The organism is Hymenobacter elongatus, assembly GCF_004745955.1.
GTDB lineage: Bacteria > Bacteroidota > Bacteroidia > Cytophagales > Hymenobacteraceae > Hymenobacter > Hymenobacter elongatus.
Window position 1 is genome coordinate 23,656 of the sequence record NZ_SRLD01000044.1, and the last position, 17,823, is coordinate 41,478.

The window sequence follows — 17,823 nt, forward strand, 5'->3', positions numbered from 1 at the left end:
CGGCTAAGAAGACAGGTGCGGAAGTAAAAAGCGCGTCAGCTGCTGCTGCCACTGCGGCAGATCGGGCTGGTCGTGGCCGTCGTGGTTGGCCAGTAGGCCGCTGGCTTTCACGAAGCCGATATACAGGACCTCCAGCTCCTTCATCTGCGGGTAGTCAAGCCAGATGATGTGCACCAGCAAGTGCGCCGGAGCGTGGGTATGAATCAGATTCTGCACGTATTCCCGGTACACGTAAGTGGCGCCGCCATACTGGGAGTTGGCCGTTTGGCGAAATTGCCGGGTGAAATCGGGCAGGCAAATGCTGACCTGAAACTCGTAAAACGTCCGGTCGGGCGCGTCGGGCAGGGGGGCGGCAGCGGGGTCGTAGCCAGCGGGCTTCAGGGTGCGGTGGTCCAGCAGAATAAAGCGGTTCAGCCGCTCGTCGAGCTGGTGCAGATACGCCAGGATCTGGTGCTGCGCGCTGGCTTCGGCATCGGCGGGTGCTGCGGCCGCGCCAGGGTGCAGCTCCAGCTCCAGGCGTGGCACGCCGGGGTAAGCAGGCACCGCCGCCCGTGGCGGCTCCGTCGTCAGCAGCTCCAGCGTAGGAGTGGCTAGCTGGCGGTGCAGCAGACCCAGAAAATCCGGAAAGCTAAGTGGCGCGCCGTGCACGCGCAACCGGTGGGCCGTAGAGCCCGCTGCCCCGTCGAGCTGCACCTCGGCTTCCAGGGCGGAGAGCTGCTCGCCCAGCGTGAGCACCAATTGAAAGTACTTGATGCCCGTCAATAGATATACAAACAGCTCCAACCCCGACACATCGGGCGTGTCGTCGTCGGGAGCCACGCGGGCTGCCCCGCGGTGGTAGGTGGCCGTGTTCAGATTCTGCAGTAGCCGCTCGCGCACCCGGATGCGGTGCTGGCGGATGTCGGCCGGGTCGGTGAGGGTCGGCTGGTAGACCGAGACGCTGTAGCCGAAGCGGGCGAGCAGGTGCCCCAGCAGCGTATCGCGCCGCTGCAGAAACTCACTGGGGTCTTCGGCGAGCTTGCCGAGCTTGCGCAGGTAATGCCGCGACAAGGGCAGGCCGCTGTCGTCCGTTTCCCCCGGTGAGCCAGTGGTTGCCTGCGGCGAGGCGTTGGCGTTGGCCTCAAAGTCGGCGTCTTCCAGCGCGGCTTCCGTTTGCTCGTACTCGAGGTCGTGTAGCACCTGGTGCAGGCCGGGAACGTCGCTTAGCGGCTGTGCGAAAAAGCCCTGCTGCTGATGACGGGCCGAAAGCAGGGTTTCCACGTTGTCGAGCTGGGCGCAAAAATTGGCCATGATCTGCTCAAAAAACAGCAGATAGCCTTTCAGCTGCAGGCTTTGGGCGCGTTGGGCCGGTGAGGCCCCGGCGGGTAGCCCGCCTTCGCCCAGGCCGTAAATGGCCGGAAACGAGTGCTGAATAGAGTCGTACTGACCCAGCTCCAGGTGGCGGGCCGGCGCTTCCGCAAAGCGCAGCTTACTCTTGGGAATGGGGCTGCGCAGGCTGCGGGTACGGTCGGCGTGCAACTGCTCAAACTTGTGCAGCGTCTGGGTCCGGTTGAATTTGAGCGCCACGCCCCGGTGGCTGGCCGTGAAGCGGTTCAGGCTGGCGGCCACGTCGAATACCAGCTCCCGCTCGGGCGGCACCCGAATCAGGGCCGAGGGCACCAGGCAGTTGGGCTCGTAGAGGTGCAGCTCGCCCACACTCTTGATACTGTCCAGCGTGGCAAGCAGCGAGTTCACGCGGGCCGGGGCAATCAGCGTCAGCTGGGGTTCAAACTCACTTTCCTGCAGCAGCTGGTTTTCCAGGAGCGGGCCGGCAAATATTTCTTCGGACGGCACATGCGTAGCCTGCAGGTAGCCCAGGCCCCGCGTCGTAATAGTGGGCTCAAAAAAACGGTCGATGTGCCAGAGTACGTCGGCCAGCACAGTTTCATGGAGCTGATTTTCCTTGATTTCGAAGTGGCCGCCCACGCTGATGATATAAGGCTCCAGGAAAATCACCTCCACGAATTGTTCGCCCAGGCCCCGGTGCTTGTTGAGGGTGTGCAGAATATCGTGGGCCAGCTGGTGGTGGTCGGCCGGCAGGTAGCTGGGCTCGTCGCGGCCTTGCTGCTGGGCGGCCCGCCGCAGCTCGGGCAGCTGGTGGTTGCTGCGCAGCCCAATCCGGACCGTGTATTCGCCCGCCAGGGCTGCCGGTCCCCGGCGCGGCTCCACCCACACGCTTTGGACCCGGTTGCTGAGGTGTTCCTGGTCCAGCACGATTTTCTTGTAGTCGTGCAGCGTAACGGGATGGTTGGAGAAGGCCTGGTGCGCGGGCACCAGCGTGGAACCCGGCGGCGGGGCTGTGCCCGGCGGCGGGGCCAGCAGGCTGGCAATAGGCTGGCTGGCGCGGTTGGTGAGGTCGGTCAGGGCGTAGCACAGGGCTTCCAGAATGGTCACGCCGGGGTCGTGCTCATTATAATCGGTCCAGACGCTGCCGCTCAGATTCTGCAGCATACTGATGCCCTCCGCCCGTAGTCGGGCGTAGTCGAGCCCGATGGGCAGCACCAGGTCTTTGCGAATCGTAGGCGAAGCGTCTTGCTCTTTCATAAAAATACAGTAGTGGGGTGGTGGTGCAAGCGTACCTTTTTGCCTGCGCAGAGCGCCAAATAAGGCGTCAAACGTACTTCAACACCACTACTTTACCAGGACCGGGGCTGGCAGTTGTCGAACAGGCAGGTGATGTGGTAGACGATGGTGGCCCCGGGGCCAAAGTGCTTGCGGGTACGCACACGCAGGCCATACACCGGCACGGGCTCCTCCACGGTGGGCGTCCGCTCGATATGCCAGCAAAACTGCAGCTGCTGACGCCAGCCCCGGTAAGCCGCCCGGTGCGGCACAATGCGCTGCTGCTGGCCGTGCACGCCCAGCGCGATGGTGTGCGCCATGGCATACGTGCCGCTCAGGCGCGGCCCATACGCCGCCGCTACTATCTCGAACCCCCACAGACCCTGCAGGCCGCTGATGATATCGTGCCACTCGCCATCGGCGGGTACTTCCTGGGCTGCCGCGTGCTGCCGGCTAGCGGCCGGGGTGGGGGTATTCTGGAAGGTGCCGATGCGGCCAGCGCTACCCACGAAGCCAGCTACGCTCAGCTGCTCGTCGGGGCTGGTGGTGCCAATGCCCACGTTGCCGCCCGGGGCCAGATAGAGCCGCACGGGCGGCGGCGTGTCGTCGGTGGCGGCGGTGTCGCGCTGGCCCTGGGGCTCCGAAAAGCCCAATCCCAGGGCGCTGCCGGCGTCGTGGTCGGGGGCCAGCAAACTCACAACCCACGTCGCGCACTGGTTTTGCAGCTGCTGCAGGTTGCGGTAGAGGGAAAGCAAGCGTCGCCCGACGCGCGGATTGGGCCGGCCCTCGGCGGCCCCGAGCTGCAGGCCGTACTGCGGGTGCTTGTAGAAGCCGTCGTCGAGGCGGTTGACGGCCGAGTCGATCAGGTGGGCGAAGCTTTCCTCCGTGGGCATAGTGCCCTGCTTGAAGTATTGCTTGAGCGTACTGCGTCGTTTGGGTTCTTCCGGGTAGTTTTCCATGCGCTTCAGTCAGTAAGGTAGCGGGCGGGCTGGTCGTGGGAGGGGGCCTCGAAGCTGCGGTGAATCACAAAGTCGCTGCCGACGGCGAGGCGGCCAATGCCCGTGGCCTGCGCCGCCGGAACCGGCTCGGTGGCCGACAGCGCCTCTACTTCCTCCAGCTGGTGATGCCCGGCCGATACGTACACACTCCAGGGCCGGTTGGTCGCGTCTTCCAAAGGCTGAATCTGGTCGTCGGCCGCCGCGGGCTGCGTGTCGGTGGCCAGGGCCTCCGTATCATAAAACAGGTAGTGGTTGTCCTCCAACGCCATTTTTACCACCGAAAAAGCCGTAACGAACTCCACGTAAGGCAGCTGATTCAAAAAGGACAGCACCATGCTGCTCGTCAGGCTGTAGTGCAAGCCCTGGCGGGCCGTGTTCTGGTCGTTCCAGGGCGACAGAAATTCGCTTAGCTCGTGCTGAAGCTGCTCCATAAGCGCCCCCGGCTTCGGGTGGCTGCGGCGGGCCGTAGCGGTGAAGCACACGCCACCCCGCACCTGAATGACTTCGTACAGCGGATTGCACACTTCCAGCTGCACGTGGGCGGAAGCCGCCTGCCGCAGCATCGCCCGGATGCGGGCCAGCCGGCCGGGGCTGAACGTAGGAAGCCGGTAGCCGGTCGGTACCGCAGCCGGCTGGTACGGCATCACCACCACTACCACCAGACCCGGCTTGCGCAGAGCCGGCGGAAGCTGGCTGGCGCGCAGGCATTTTACCCGGCACACTTCCGGAAACTGGTCCAGCACCAGATGCTCGTAGTCCCAGGGCGTGACGGCCCGCCCCCGGTGCCGCAGCCGCTCACTTACCCGCGTGTTGTACGCGTCCTGACTCTCGGCGGCCCGCCCGTCAAACGAAGCCAGCGGCTGGGCCACGCGGGCCAGCTCGGGCCGCGACTTCACCAGTCGGCCCAGGCTGTGGGCTGGTAGGTTGGCCCCAAACGTCATCGGTTGCTCGGGGGCGGGCCCCACCCGCACGGCGCGCACTACGTGGGTATGCACCGCCAGCACCCGGCCGATAAGGTCGGCGCCGTGCTCTACCGTTGCCCGCAGCCAATACAGGCCCTCGGGCATGCTGGTGTGCTGCGTGCTCAAGGTGGTAGGCAAGCTCAGGCGCACCGGCCGCAGTTCCGTCAGGTCGTGGCTCTGGTCGTGCACCACATCGTCGCGCAGGGTGGTGCCGGGCGCAAAGGGCCGCCATTCATCCTGGGTCAGGTAAGACCAGCGCATGGCCGGCGGCTGGCTCTGATGGCCACTCCGCGTCATCTCCGCCTGGCGGGGCAGGCGGTTGGCCGGAGCCAGCTCAAAGAGCAGGTCGATAGCCTGGGGCAGAGCGAGCTGCGTCAGGCCGATGTAAAGCGTGCCTTCCGCCGAAAATTCCGGTAGCAAGCGCAGCCGATACCCCGGTTGTGGTTTCGGGGCTACCGCCTTGTCGGGAGCAGCGCTGCTGGTGGGCGGTGGTGGGGCGGGGCGGGCTACCAAGCGGGCCGGCTGGTAGTCGGCCAGCGGATGGATGTGGTAGAAATGGGGCCGGTCGGCGGTGGCGGGACCAAACAAAGCCGATACCTCGATTTCCTCCGCCGCCACGTAGCTGAGCCACAAGCTCTTGACCATAGGCACAAACGGCGGCCGGGGCAGTGGCCGGGGGCGGGCAGGGTTGCGGGCATTGTACTGCAGCGTTTCTACCAGCAGCGTCGGGTATTGGTCAGTGCCAAAGCCGTTGGTCGGGGCCACCAGCTCCAGCCGGATGGCCCCGGTAGCCGCCTCCGTGTGCATGGTTGCCACCGGGGCCACCGGCTGCTGCCGAAAGTCAGCCGTGCCCGTCGTGGGCAGGGCCAGATGGCTGGTCGGCAGCAGGGCCGTGCCGGAGCGGCGGGTCGGGTCGGGAATAGTTTGGAACAGCCCGACCGATGCTACCGGCGTGGCCGTCGGCACCCAGCGCCAGTCGCGCCGGTAGCTGGCCGTTACCCGGAACGAGTCGTTCTCCACCGGCGGGTCGTAGCCCTGGTAGTGGTCGGCAAAGCCACCGGGGTCGGTGGGCAGCGAGGCCCAGTCCAGGGTAAGGATGAGCTCGGTAAGTCGCTTGCGAAACAGCTCCGGCAGGCCCACCAACAGATAGTCGCCGGGCCGGGCCTGGTTGCCAAACGGTGCGAACGGCAGTCCCGGCGCCAGCGGCCCCAGCTGGTTGGCCAGCTGCACGCCCTGCACATCCTGGGCCCGCACGCGCACCCCGATTATCTGGGGCTGTAGCACGCTGAAACTGGAATAAGCGTATTCCGGGGCCCGCTCATTCAGCCGCAGCCGCAGCACCGGCCACGCCGACTGAAACCGCCCCGCGTGCAGCGCCGGCTGGTGTGGTACCACGGCTGGCTGGTCGCGGTCGAGGGTGAGATGCCAGGTGAGCGTGGCGCTGGCCGGCTCGAGGCATACCTCCCGCACGCGCAACGGCAGCCAGCCTTCGGCCCCGGTCACCTCCACCCGAAACGCCGCCAGCCCCATGGTATCGAAAACCCGCTGCAGGGGCTGCCCGGCCTGGGTGAGGATGGCGGCGAAGCGCTGGAAGCTGGCCGGCTCGCAGCGCAGGCTGAGCTCAATGGTGCGGCGGCCCTCCTGCAGCTCCAGTACTGCCGCCGATACGGCAAACCCTACGGCGGCATCGGTCATGGTGCGGTAGGTGGGACTTATCAGGTCCTGGTCTTCCCCGAATGGGGCCCAGCCCTGCGCGGGCGGCAGCGGGCGGCCCAAGCCATCGGCCGAATTAGCCTGCGGAGCCACATAAATGCCTTTTACAGCCTTGGAGCCGTGGCCGCTGACGAAAACGGAGCTCAGCTGCTGCACCCGCCAGGGAGTAAGCAGCTGATCCTGGGTGGTGCTGAAAACGAAGCGGTTGCCCGTGGCATCTTTGCCGCCTTCCACCTCGGTGCCGGCGGGTAGCACGTAGGTGGTCACGCCTTTTGCCAGCGCAAAGCTGAGGAAAGCGTGGTCGGGCTGGGCCGGCCGAAAGCCGACGCGCAGTACCTGCTGATAATAGTAGTTGAGGTGGCGGCGCGGAATGGTGTTGAGCGCGCTTTGCGCGTGCTGGTAAAGCTCCATAAACGTGATGAGCAGGGCCATTTCCGGCAGCACATCGTGTTCCTGCGCATCGGCACCGCGCAGGCCGTGCACCAGCACGCGGTGGGCCAGGGCCGCCAGCGAGGCTTGCGCTTTATGGAATTCCCAGAGCAGATCGACCAGCTGGGTTTCGAGGGGAGCAAGGTCCTCGGGCAGCACCGGTCGCATGCCGGGGGCTAGTGGCTGCCAGAGGTGCAGCAGCTGCTCGGGACGACGCTCCCGGGCCGGACGGGGCGGCAGGCCGTGGTACTGCATCAGGGCCTGCTCTACTTGGGCGGCGTGCTGCAACGGCTTGGTCAGGCTCTCGGCCGCCGCCGTCAGCTCGGCCTGAAACGTGCGACGCAGGTGGCTGCGCTGGTGCGCCACGCACCAGTTGTCGAACTGCTCGGCCATCTTATAGATACGGCCCAGTATTTTCTGCTGCGCCTGCTGGTGCTGCTGGGCCGTGGCCATCGGGTCGTGCAGCTGCCGGGCCAGGTGGGCATAATGTTCGTACTGGGCCGTGAGGCGCTGCGTGGCAATGAGGGCAATGATGAGCAGACTGCGCTTTTCGGCCAGATTCCAGGTTTTGAGGCTTTCTACCCGGCCCTCTACCACTTCGTAGTAGCGCACCAGCTTCGAGAAGTGCGCCACGTACGCCAGCAGTTCTTCCGTCGAGTAGTCGGCCAGCTGCACGGGGCTGTCGAGCAGGTCGGGCTGCCGCCGGCCCTGCTGCGAGGTTCCGCTATCCTGAAACGAAGGCGTCGAAGGCTGAGTCATAGCTTAAGCCGGGCTGCCCGTCAGGAGGGTGGCCTCGCGCATGAAGGGAAACACCACGTTGTGGCGGCTGTTGAGCGTGCGCACCATGTAGCTCACTTCCAGCAGCAGTATTCCATCGTTGCTATTCTCGGTGTGCACCTCCACGCCCAGCACCTTAATGCGGGATTCGAAGCGCAGAATCGCCTGGTCGACGGTGGCCTTGATGCGGGTGAGCATCGAGCTGTCGATTTGCTCGAACAGAAACTGCCGCAGCGGGCAGCCATACTCCGGGTTCATGATTCGCTCGCCGGGCTCAGTATTAAATAAAATGTGCAGGCTCTGCCGGATGTCTTCCTCTTCCGCCACCAGCGTAAGCTGCATCGTAGAAGGCTCAAAGGCCGTCGGAAAGCTCCAACCCCGCCCCAGAAACGAGTTTTCGGGCTCCTCGTCCAGTAAATTCCGCATTACATCACTCATGCCTATCCTCCAATCAGTACCGTGAAACAGCCCAGCACGATGCTGCCGCCGTGGGCCGTGGCGTCGCCCATGCGGGCGGCCGGCATGCCCCCGATCAGCACCGTGGCCGAGCCCTGCACGATGCTGTCGGGCGGGCCTACGCACATGGCCGAGTCGCCGAGGCGGGCCGCGGGCAGCTTCCCGATCAGCACCGTGGGGCAGCCCGGCCCCAGAATGGGGCCGCCCACGTGCGGAATGGGCGGCACGGCGGGCGTTTGCATGGGGCAGGTGTGCATATCAGTGAGGCGGGCGGCGAAAGGCATAAGCGGGAAAGCGAAAAAAGGCAGTAGCCAGCGTTAGTTAATCATCACCATTGCGCCCTGTACTTTCACCTGGCCCGCCGCACTCAGCTCGGCGGCGGCGGTGCCGGCCAGCTTGAGCTGCATCTGGGCCGTGGCATTCACGTTCAGGCCCGCCAGCTTCAGGTCGCCGGTGGCCTTCAGGGTGATGCCGTTGGTGGCCGTCAGCTCGATGTTCTGCTTGGCTTTGAGCTGCAGATTGGAGGCGCTGTCGAGCAGAATACCGCTTCCCGAAAGCTCCACTTTGTTACTCTTGGCGTCGGTGATGGTGATGGTTTTGGCGTTGTCGTCGAACACGAGCTTGTTGTCGCCGGGCGTCTTGATGGTGATGATCTTTTTGTCGTCGTCGAACTCGATGGTCAGCTTATTGGGCGTTACCCAGCCTTTGAAGGCGTTTTTTTCATCGGGGGTGTAGGCCGGAGCCCGGCCGCTGCTGTAGAGCGCGCCCAGCACCACGGGCTGCTGCGGGTCGTTATTAAAAAAGCCCAGAATCACCTCGTCGTTTACTTCGGGGTAAAAGTAGGCCCCGCTGCCCGAAGAGGCGTAGGGGTGACCCAGGCGGGCCCACAGCGTTTTATTCTGCAGAGCCGGCACCGTCACCTCCACCCTAAACTCCTTGGCCGGGTCCTCGTGCATCTGCTTCACCACCGCGTTATACAAGCCCTGAATGCCGGGCAGCGGCCCCAGCGTGGAGGGCGCAGCTACTTCCGGGTGCTGCTCGGCAAACCACCGCTCGTCGAGGCCCAGTGTGATTTCCGTAACCCAGTCGCCCTCGGCCAGCGTGTGCGTCACCCCCGATACGTAGGCGTTGCCGTTGAAGCGCTTGCCCAGGCCATCGAGCGCCACCAGGCAGCCGGGCACAGCCAGCGCACTGCCCTGAAAGCGCACCGTGCCCTTCACCTTGGCCAGCGTCGACTTGAGCCACAGCGCGTTGGCGCGGGCCTGCAGGCTTTCCTGGGTCACGGCCGAGGCCAGCTGCAGGTCGTAGGAGGTTTCGGCCATCACCTGTGCCAGCGTGGCCGACGTCACGTTGCCCGGCGTCTCCACACTGGGCTTCTGCGCCTCCGCTTCCATTATTTGTTGGCCTTTATAGTCCCAGGCCTGGCTTTTCACGGCCTGGTACTGCGAGCGGGCATCCATTTCTACCGAGAAGCCGAACAGATTATTGCCGTACGTGAGGGCCAGCACGGGCGCCACCGATGTGTCGGGGGCCGTCACGGTCAGCTTGCTCTGCTCGCTGAGCACTACCAGGCCGTTGGCCTCGGCCCGGGCCACCACGAAGTCCCAGTCGGTGCAGTAGTACTGCACCAATTCGGCGTGCGTCACGGTGGTCGGGTCTACCGCGCTGGTCAGGCCATGGGTGCCGATTACTTTGGTAATGGCGTCGCCGTCGGTGCTGTCGGCAAACACGGCGCTTTTGCGGCCCACGGTCATTTTGGCGGCTTCGTCGCGGCATTCCAGGATGAGCAGCGCGCCTTCGGCATTCACTTCCAGGCCGTGCTTCACGATCAGGCCCTTAAAAATGATGTTGTCTTCGGTGTGGTAGCCCGCCCGGATGGTCAGCTCAGTGCCCGGCAGAAAATCGGCCGAGTCGCTGATGGGAAAATCCTCCGTTGCCGCGCTGCCATCATACAGCTCAATGCGGGCGTTGCCGATGCGGTTGACGCCCTTGCTGACTTCTACGGACCGCACCTGGTAGGCGGAATTAATTTCGGTGCCCGCCGCCAGAATACGAAACGTGACCAGATCGGTAGTGGCGGAAACAGGATTTTGGGGCATGAGGCGGGGGCAGGCAGATGAAAAATAGCAGGGTGTCGGGCCGCGTCCCGGCTGGGGCGTGGCGTTTCTCGCGTGGGGTTCTTATCGGAAAGTAGCTCAGACCAAAGGCGGAAAAACCAGCTTTGAGCCCGGCTTGAGGTGTCGAAAGTTAATCAGGTCGTTGCGGCGGGCCACCTGAATGTAGTAGTCGGGCTTGCCATAAATGCGGTGGCAGAGCAGCGGCAGCGTGTCGCCGGCCTTCACGTAGTGGTGGTGCGTGAGGTCCGACGACTGGTTATCGGCCTTTTTGGCCAGCGTAGCCGCGTCGGTAAAGCCCACGAACGTCATGCTGACTTTAGCCCGCAGCGGCGAGCCGTCGGGCTTGAACAGGGTGTAGCTGATGTCGAACTTGGTGAGGTGGCAGTTGAAGAGCAGCTTACCCCAACTCAGCTGCACATAGAAGGGCGAGTGCAGCTTGCCCTGATAATCGAGCACTACGTTGCGCAGCGTCTTGATTTCCTTGTCCACGTCAATCACCTGGCCTTCAATGGCTCCGGTGCCGTCGAGCTGCAGATCGAAGCTGACCTGCTCATCGCCAATGGACTTGAATTTGGCCGTCTGACCATTCTGGCCCTGCACTTCGGTGGTGGCGTAGGAAACGGAATAGGTATGCGAAAACGATTCGGGATTCAGAAAGACGGTGTAGCTGGCGCTGCCCTTGGCAGTGAACTTCTCGTTTTCGTAGCTCTGAATAACCATTTTAACCAGGCTCATGCGGGGCTGGGCTGAGGATGAAAAAAGAAAAAAACTGCGGGCCGGCTTAGCGTTCCTCGCGGCGGCGTAGCCGGGCCAGCACCTGCCGCACGCAGCCCTCGGTTAGCTCCCGGCGCAGCTGCTCGCGGGCTTCGGCACTAACAGCCGCCTCCGGGCGAACCGGGAGGCGGCTGTCGTCGTGCACGGTCACTTTGATGATAAGCTCACGAATTTCAATCGGCATGAGAAAAGGAAAAGTGAACGGTAGAAACCGTCAACGTTATTTGGACACGCGCTGCTGCTGAAAGCGGGTGTAGGTCAGCTCCAGCGTTTCGATGACGATGGCGCTGTCGTCGGCCTTGAAGTCCGACACGCTCCACTTTACGGGCCACGCCTGCTCAAACGACCAGAAAGCCAGCGGCCCGCCCTGTTCGTTGAGCAAGCTCAGAAACACCTGCTTGGGCACGATAGGCTCGGACAAGTCCGAGCCTATCGTGGTCCGTACCCAGGCCGCCAGCGCCGAGCCTTCTATCAGCAGCCCGCGCTTCAGCACCAGGTTGCTGTATTTGGCCACGGCGGGCACCTGGTACTTGTAGAGGTTCTGGCCGCCTTCCCCGATGGTCTCGGTTTCCCGCTCCACCGACAGGCCCGATACTTCCTGAAAAGCCGCGTCGGCTGTCGTCCGGATAGCCTCGAAGGACAGGGAGAAATAGAAGCCTACGGGCGGATAGCCTTTGTCGAGCATAGCGGGACTTAAGCGTTGGCCACTACCAGGGTTTCGTAGGCCACCTCAATGGTTTCCACGGCCACCTCATTGCCATCCGCTTTCAGGTCGGTGCCCTGAATTTTGCAGGGCCAGGCGTTATTCAGCGTCCAGGTCATGGTGGGGTTGCCGCCCTCGTCGCAGAGCTTGATAACCACCGTAGAACGCTTGATGAGGTTCATCTTGATCTGGGAATACCAGGCCCAGAACTTGTTGTCCTTCACGAAAATGCCCTTTTTCAGCGTCACGTTGCTGACTTTGGCCAAGCCCGGCATCTTGATGGTGGAGAACACCGGGTTGTTGCCGGCGCGGTACTCAATCACTTGCGTTTCGGTTTCGAGGCCGCTCACTTCCTGGAAGGGCACATCACTGTCGCCATTGCCCAGATCCACTTTGAAATAAAACTTTGGTAGAGGCCAAACGGCATCTTGTGCTTCACCAGCCATGAGCTTGAGCTATTAAAAATGAGGAGTTGAGAATAAAAAATATCCGGACTAGGACTTCTGCATTTGCTGCTGGAAGCTGAGCACGATGAATTCGGCGGGCCGCGAGATGGCCACTTTCACGAACACATTCATGTAGCCATTGAGAATGTCGTCGGCCGTCATGGTAGTGCCCAGACCCACGGCCACGCTGTAGGCGTCGTCGGGCTTAGAGCCGGCCAGCGCGCCCTGCTTCCAGAGGTTGAACAGGAAGTTGTTGATCATGCTCTGCACCGTTACCCAGGTGTTGGCGTCGTTGGGCTCAAACACGTAGGCGCGGGCGGCAAGCTTGATAGACTGCTCCAGCATAATCATGGTGCGGCGCACATTCACATACTTCCAGTCCTGGCTGTTGCCGTCGAGGGTGCGGGCACCCCACACCAGCACGCCCTGCCCCGGAAACGGCCGGATAGCATTCAGCGACTTGCCGGTAGCCGCGTCCACGTTCAGGCGGGCCTGGTCGTTGTCGCTCAGGTTCACGGTGGGGGCAACCACGCCATTCAGGCCCACATTGGCGGGGGCTTTCCACACGCCACGGTTCGTATCAACGGCCGTGTACACGCCGGCCATAGCGGCCGCTACGGGCAGCGTATTCTGGTAGCGGGTGATGTTGTCGATCAGGCGGGAGTAGTCGCGGTTGGAGGCCATCAGGGCATTATGCTCCCGAATTACGTCCAGCACGAAGGCCGTGTCGCGGCTTTCGGGAGCCGTTTTCGCCAGCGCCCCTACGCGCTCTACTACGCCGGCATAGTCCTTTATAAAACGTTGCCGGGCCACGGCTACGGCTTTTTCGGCCGGCTTATCCGCCGCCGCCTCTACCGCTTTGGCGACGGCCTCTACGGCGGCAGCGGCGGCATCACTGAATTTCTTCAGCAACGCCGGAGTCAGGTTCAGGAACGACGTCTCGATGTTGCCGACCACCGTGGTTTGCACCCACGGGAAATAGCCTACGCCATACTTCAGGTAGTTGGTCGAAACCCCATTACGGAAGTCGGTAACCGGGTTCTCGGCTTGGTTCAGCGTCAGCGGGCTCGTCACGGCCCCATTGTACACATCCAGCAGGGCCACGCGGCTCTGGGTGGCGTTGCAGTGGCCCAGCATCGCCTTGGCCACGTCGTAATACTCATCCTTGGCCAGGCGTAGCGCGTCGGGACACACCAGCATCGTCGGCTCCTGCTCGTAAATCAGGGAGTTGATGGCATCCATGAACTTGTCCTTCTCCGACTTGGGAGGCGTGGCTTTCTGGTCGCCGGTATCAGTACCCGTGTCTTTCTTCGTTTTGCCATCAGTGGTATCGGCCGCGTTGGCAGTGCCGCCAACGGTATCAGTTTCCTGGTTTTGAGTGCCATTAGGCACCGCCTCGGTGTAGGCCCCAATGGAAATAATGTAGCAGGTGGCTCCACCGTTCTGATAGAATAGCCGGACGCTGTTGTAGAGATAGTAGATGTCCGAGGCCGGGGTCAGGGCGTACTTGGCCAGCGTGGTGGTGTCGGGGTTGTAGTTTTCCAGCTTGTTGATTTGCATCACCACCGGCCGCACGGCCAGCTCGGCGCCCAGCGTGGCTACGTCGGTGCCGGCCGGCACCTCGTTCAGGTCGAAAACGGTGGTAGCGCCGTAGCCGAAGTACGTCACGAACTCCTTCAGGGACGTCACGCGCTGGGGCTTGTTGGCGAGGTCTTCGCCGTTGTAGCTGGCCTGCGCCGTGTAGCCGATGAAGACGGGCACGGCCGTAGCCACCTCTACCACCGAGTTGGGAAAGGCGTTTATTTCGTTGATGTAAACGCCGGGGGTCTGCTGTTCCATAGAACGTTTTGGGGGTTAAAGTTGGAAGTGAGAAGGCTAGAGGTGAACAAGAATTTCGGAGTAGGCTGGCCCGGCGGCGGCAAGGATGGGGTTGGGCGGGGCGGGCCGCACCACTGCTGCGTCCGCGCCCGGCAGCAGCAGTACTACCCGCGGGGCTGGTAGGCCCCACCGCAGCGTGCAGGTGTAGCCGGGGCGTTCCGCCAGCGCAATAGCGTCTTTCGACACGAAGGCAGCATCTATGCCCCGTGGTGGTGCTACCGCCTCAAAAACCACGGCCGGCAGCTGCATGCCGCTCTGGGCCGTGGCCGTCACCGACAGAGTCTGGGGGGCTTGCCGGTATTTTTCCGCTGCGGCATGGTGGTAGCGAAACAGGTATTTCCAGTAGGTGCGCCGGGCCGCAAACGTAAGCCGGACGGTCAGCGGAGCCTGGCGCAGTGCCGCCGCACCAATTTCGAGCACGCCCCAGGCCTGGGCGGCATAGAGCTGCTCGTCGGCATAGAAATCGAGCAGCACGGTGCGGCCTACCCGCAGCTGGTAGCGCCCGCCGCCCCAGGGCCGCACATCCACGGCTACCTGGCCGGCCTCGTCTACCGGCAGGGCCTTGTGCAGCGTTTGCCGGCGCGCTACGTCCACCAGCTGCACGCCCGCCCGGGAGGCCGGGCGCTGGTCGGTACGCACGGTGAGGGTGAGGGGCGTCAGGGGAAGCCGGGGGGTACTCTGCGCCTTAAGCAGCGTAGCCCCCCCCTTGGGTTTGTCCGCGCGGAAGTAAAAAACAGGGCGGGCTCCGTACGCCACCGGATCGGCGGGCAGCTCGGGCAGCTCGGTGAAGTTCGCGAAATACGGGCTGAGCGGCTCCACCCGAAACCGGAGCGGAAACACAAATTCCGGTATCGGCAGGGCGGCGGCCGGCCCGCTGCCGTCGCGCAGTACCACTGTGCCCGCCGCGGTGGTTTTCAGCCAGAGGCCCGCTCGCTGCATGCGGCGGGCCGTGTCGGGCGTGGGCACCAAACTTACGCTGGCCGCTTGCGGGTTCTGAAAGTAGCTGTGGTGCTGCTCGAGGAGGCACAAAACCTGGTAGGCGTTCTGCATCTTCAGCTCGTTTGCTGGCCAATGGCTCCGATACCCGGCAGTGCCTGCCCGCCGGGGCTTTCCTGCAGCGTCAGCATCCTGACTTTATACACCACGCCAGGTAAGTATTTGCTGCCCAGCATTCCCCACAGGTAGCTCCATTCCTGGGAGCCCACCGTTTCGAGCTCCAGCAGGATCTTATCGAGCCGTCGGTCCAGGGTTGGCGTGTTTTGTGCCGTCAGCACGTTTTTGCGCTGAAAAAAGGCGATGGCTGCCGATAAGAATTTCAGGGCCTCGGCATAGTCGCTGAAGTTGGCGGCCAGCAGCACCCGCAGATTCAAGCGGATGGCCGGATTGGCGCGGGTGTGCTCCACGCCTCCGGTGTCGCCAGCCGTTGCGCGCCCCGGAGCGCCGTTGCGCAGCGTGGTTTCCTGCTCCAGGTTCACGAGCGTGAGGCACAGCTTGTTGAGCGTGTCGGGCAGGGGGCTGCCATCAGGGCCAGTGTAGGCCGTGAGCAATGCTTTGCTCTGGCCATCGGTAAGATCAAATGCCTGCTTCAGATAAGCGTTTAGCTCGTCGGTCAGCGCCTGCAATGCGTACTGAATCATGCGGATGGGGAAACCAAATAGCGCAGTGGCAGCCCATGCCGCCCCGCAAAACACCAGCGGTGGCATACCACCCACCCCGTGCTTTTTTATAGCAAATGAACAGTGTGTATGTCCGCTCAGTAGCGGCTAGGTACATGGGCCCGCTGCCGCCGCCGCTCCGGGGAATGTACATGACTCAGATGGCGGCCTGGACAGAGAGAATAGAGAAGGATCATAATGGAAGTACTGCGGACGCTAGCTTGCTGAAGGAAAGGTCACAGGTGGATGAAAAACGCGCTTCGCCTGTCGGTTTTCAAAAACCGACACTGGAAATTGTAGCCGCAGGCTACACGTGTTGCAGTAGGAGGAGTGGAGGACTAATTCAGGATAGATGACACGCCGGCCGGAGCCAACGCGCTGTCAATTATAGAGTATTTACCGCATAATTAAGTGACTAATTAATTATACTGTAACAATTTTATTATATGCTGAAAAATGCATATACGTGGCAGTGCCTCGGGAGTAAATTGCGCACTGGAGGTCGTCCGAAGCAGACCAGACCGGGGAGGGAAATCCAGGCTCTGGTCCCGCTATTTTCCATCGTTGACTATTCGGCTATCTGCATTCCTGGTTCGAGGGCGTTTATTTCCGGGTAGGGGTAGTTACCGTTGTATTTGCCCGAATCGCCTGTAGAGCTACAGCGCATCCGAAGCTCAAATACTGCCAACCCAGGGAAGTAGTGCAGCGAAGATTGTTAGCTCGGCAGAAACTCGATTCCGCTCTATGACCGTCCTTTACTGGCTGCGCAACGACTTGCGCCTGCACGACAACGAAGTGCTGGCCACGCTACCCCCCGGCACCACGGCCCTGCTGCCCGTCTACTGCTTCGACCCCGGGGCCCTGGGGCCCGATGCGTACCTGGGCCTGCCCAAAACCGGCCCCCACCGCCTGCCGTTTCTGCTCGAAACCCTGGCCGACCTGCAGCAGCGCTACGCGGCGCTGGGGTCGGGTATTCACTTTGTGGTGGGCCCTCCGGCCGAAGTGCTGCCCCGCCTGGTGCGGCAGCTGGCCCTGGCTGAGGTATGGGCCAGTGCCGAGCATACCACCGAAGAAGCCGCCACTGAAACCGCGCTGGCGGCGGCCCTGGGCCCGGCTGTGCCGTTGCGCCGCTTCGAAACCCTGACGCTGCTGCACCCCGCCGACCTGCCCATTGCCCTGCGCGACCTGCCGTTTTCATTCAGTAAGTTTCGGTTTAACGTAGCCGACCGGGCCAAGGTGCGGCCCCCATTGCCTGCACCTGGCCAAGTGCCGCCACTGCCGGCGGGGTTTGTGCCCGATGCGCTGCCTACCGCTGCGGGCTTAGCCGCCGCGCTGAGCCAACCCTTAGTGGCCCCGCGGCCCCGTGACCAACGCTCGGCGCTGCCCGTGCTGGGCGGGGGCGAAACGGCGGCCCTGGCCCGGCTGCACGACTACGCCGTGGAGCGCCACCTGATCGGCCGCTACGACGACACCCGCAACCAGATGCTGGGGGAGGCATTCAGTACTAAGTTTTCGCCCTGGCTGGCCAATGGCAGCTTGTCGGCCCGCCAGATCTGGGAGGCTATTGATGCGTATGACGCCGCGTATGGGGCGCGTAGCAAAGGTGCTTTGCAACTGCGACTGGAGCTGCTGTGGCGCGACTATTTTCGGCTGCTGGCCCAGCGCAGCGGCCCGGCCTTCTTCCGGCTGCGAGGCCTGCGCGACCAGCCCGTGAAGCCTCCTACTCCTGCCCGGGCCGTGTTTGAGGCCTGGACGGCGGGGCGCACCGGCAACGCTTTCGTGGATGCCAACATGCGCGAGCTGGCCGCTACCGGCTTCATGAGCAACCGAGGCCGCCAGAATGCCGCCAGCTACCTCATTCACGATCTGCACCAGGACTGGCGCTGGGGAGCGGCCTGGTTTGAGCACCAACTCCTCGACCACGACCCCGCTTCCAACTGGGGCAACTGGAAATACATTGCCGGCACCGGCACCGATGTGCGCGACACGGCTTTCGACGTGGCCCAGCAGGCCCGGCGCTACGATCCGCAGGGCCGCTACGTCCGCGCTTGGCGGCAATGAAGCCACTACATAAGATGCCCACGGGGATTCGTAAAGCAATGGGTTGAGGCAGCCAAGCCGCATTGGCGGTGTGTGGTCTGGGGCTCTGCTGTCTGGGCTTGCTGCTGACACAAGCTAGAGTGTGTGGTGTCTCGTCCGGCTAGGGCTATACATCACTCAGTTGATGTATGACCGAAACCGAGCGGCCCCCACGCCGGGCCAAAAATGAGAATTATGCTATTGCCTTCCGCCAGGAGGCCGTGCGGTTAGTCGA

14 protein-coding genes are annotated in these 17,823 nt (G+C 63.1%); 1 reads left to right on the top strand and 13 read right to left on the bottom strand.

The window, feature by feature from the left end; genetic code table 11:
* Nucleotides 1-3 precede the first annotated feature (3 nt).
* The 13 genes from E5J99_RS17960 to E5J99_RS18015 form a co-directional block, all read right to left on the bottom strand.
* A complete protein-coding gene (locus tag E5J99_RS17960; protein ID WP_135499199.1) occupies nt 4-2,583 on the bottom strand; it encodes a hypothetical protein in 2,580 nt (859 codons plus the stop codon).
* Between the two features lie 92 nt (nt 2,584-2,675).
* The gene (locus E5J99_RS17965) at nt 2,676-3,560 is read right to left on the bottom strand and encodes a hypothetical protein (RefSeq protein ID WP_135499200.1); all 885 of its coding nucleotides are present in this window, start codon (nt 3,558-3,560) and stop codon (nt 2,676-2,678) included.
* Nucleotides 3,561-3,565: 5 nt separating this feature from the next.
* On the bottom strand, nt 3,566-7,462 hold the full coding sequence (locus E5J99_RS17970) for a baseplate J/gp47 family protein (RefSeq protein ID WP_135499201.1): 3,897 nt from the start codon (nt 7,460-7,462) through the stop codon (nt 3,566-3,568).
* Between the two features lie 3 nt (nt 7,463-7,465).
* Nucleotides 7,466-7,906, bottom strand: a complete 441-nt coding sequence (locus tag E5J99_RS17975; protein WP_167852203.1) for a GPW/gp25 family protein — start codon at nt 7,904-7,906, stop codon at nt 7,466-7,468.
* A 14-nt stretch (nt 7,907-7,920) separates the two neighbouring features.
* Complete coding sequence (locus tag E5J99_RS17980; RefSeq protein WP_135499203.1) at nt 7,921-8,220, bottom strand: PAAR domain-containing protein; 300 nt, start codon at nt 8,218-8,220, stop codon at nt 7,921-7,923.
* A gap of 33 nt (nt 8,221-8,253) precedes the next feature.
* Nucleotides 8,254-10,035 carry a type VI secretion system tip protein VgrG gene (gene vgrG / locus E5J99_RS17985; protein ID WP_135499204.1) on the bottom strand — a complete coding sequence of 594 codons (1,782 nt, stop codon included), beginning with the start codon at nt 10,033-10,035 and terminating at the stop codon, nt 8,254-8,256.
* Nucleotides 10,036-10,131: 96 nt separating this feature from the next.
* Complete coding sequence (locus E5J99_RS17990) at nt 10,132-10,788, bottom strand: CIS tube protein (protein WP_135499205.1); 657 nt, start codon at nt 10,786-10,788, stop codon at nt 10,132-10,134.
* Between the two features lie 46 nt (nt 10,789-10,834).
* Nucleotides 10,835-11,011 (bottom strand): DUF5908 family protein, encoded by a 177-nt coding sequence (locus tag E5J99_RS21395; protein ID WP_167852204.1) that lies wholly within the window; start codon nt 11,009-11,011, stop codon nt 10,835-10,837.
* Between the two features lie 36 nt (nt 11,012-11,047).
* Nucleotides 11,048-11,512: a phage tail protein gene (locus tag E5J99_RS17995; protein ID WP_135499206.1), complete on the bottom strand. Its 465-nt coding sequence runs from the start codon at nt 11,510-11,512 to the stop codon at nt 11,048-11,050.
* Nucleotides 11,513-11,520: 8 nt separating this feature from the next.
* Nucleotides 11,521-11,976 (bottom strand): phage tail protein, encoded by a 456-nt coding sequence (locus E5J99_RS18000; protein WP_135499207.1) that lies wholly within the window; start codon nt 11,974-11,976, stop codon nt 11,521-11,523.
* Nucleotides 11,977-12,024: 48 nt separating this feature from the next.
* Nucleotides 12,025-13,815, bottom strand: coding sequence for a phage tail sheath family protein (locus E5J99_RS18005; RefSeq protein ID WP_135499208.1), 1,791 nt, complete (start codon nt 13,813-13,815; stop codon nt 12,025-12,027).
* Nucleotides 13,816-13,851: 36 nt separating this feature from the next.
* Complete coding sequence (locus E5J99_RS18010) at nt 13,852-14,904, bottom strand: hypothetical protein (protein ID WP_135499209.1); 1,053 nt, start codon at nt 14,902-14,904, stop codon at nt 13,852-13,854.
* A 2-nt stretch (nt 14,905-14,906) separates the two neighbouring features.
* A complete protein-coding gene (locus E5J99_RS18015) occupies nt 14,907-15,491 on the bottom strand; it encodes a DUF4255 domain-containing protein (protein ID WP_167852205.1) in 585 nt (194 codons plus the stop codon).
* 762 nt (nt 15,492-16,253) lie between these two features.
* Between E5J99_RS18015 and E5J99_RS18020 the strand changes: the two genes are divergently transcribed.
* Entirely contained in the window at nt 16,254-17,570 is a 1,317-nt protein-coding gene (locus E5J99_RS18020) for a DASH family cryptochrome (protein WP_135499211.1), read from the top strand.
* Nucleotides 17,571-17,823: the final 253 nt, after the last annotated feature.

Coding starts and splice junctions, on each gene's coding strand:
- E5J99_RS17960 (WP_135499199.1), bottom strand. CDS start 2,583: ATGAAAGAGCAAGACGCTTCGCCTACGATTCGCAAAGACCTGGTGCTG.
- E5J99_RS17965 (WP_135499200.1), bottom strand. CDS start 3,560: ATGGAAAACTACCCGGAAGAACCCAAACGACGCAGTACGCTCAAGCAA.
- E5J99_RS17970 (WP_135499201.1), bottom strand. CDS start 7,462: ATGACTCAGCCTTCGACGCCTTCGTTTCAGGATAGCGGAACCTCGCAG.
- E5J99_RS17975 (WP_167852203.1), bottom strand. CDS start 7,906: ATGCGGAATTTACTGGACGAGGAGCCCGAAAACTCGTTTCTGGGGCGG.
- E5J99_RS17980 (WP_135499203.1), bottom strand. CDS start 8,220: ATGCCTTTCGCCGCCCGCCTCACTGATATGCACACCTGCCCCATGCAA.
- vgrG (WP_135499204.1), bottom strand. CDS start 10,035: ATGCCCCAAAATCCTGTTTCCGCCACTACCGATCTGGTCACGTTTCGT.
- E5J99_RS17990 (WP_135499205.1), bottom strand. CDS start 10,788: ATGAGCCTGGTTAAAATGGTTATTCAGAGCTACGAAAACGAGAAGTTC.
- E5J99_RS21395 (WP_167852204.1), bottom strand. CDS start 11,011: ATGCCGATTGAAATTCGTGAGCTTATCATCAAAGTGACCGTGCACGAC.
- E5J99_RS17995 (WP_135499206.1), bottom strand. CDS start 11,512: ATGCTCGACAAAGGCTATCCGCCCGTAGGCTTCTATTTCTCCCTGTCC.
- E5J99_RS18000 (WP_135499207.1), bottom strand. CDS start 11,976: ATGGCTGGTGAAGCACAAGATGCCGTTTGGCCTCTACCAAAGTTTTAT.
- E5J99_RS18005 (WP_135499208.1), bottom strand. CDS start 13,815: ATGGAACAGCAGACCCCCGGCGTTTACATCAACGAAATAAACGCCTTT.
- E5J99_RS18010 (WP_135499209.1), bottom strand. CDS start 14,904: ATGCAGAACGCCTACCAGGTTTTGTGCCTCCTCGAGCAGCACCACAGC.
- E5J99_RS18015 (WP_167852205.1), bottom strand. CDS start 15,491: ATGATTCAGTACGCATTGCAGGCGCTGACCGACGAGCTAAACGCTTAT.
- E5J99_RS18020 (WP_135499211.1), top strand. CDS start 16,254: ATGACCGTCCTTTACTGGCTGCGCAACGACTTGCGCCTGCACGACAAC.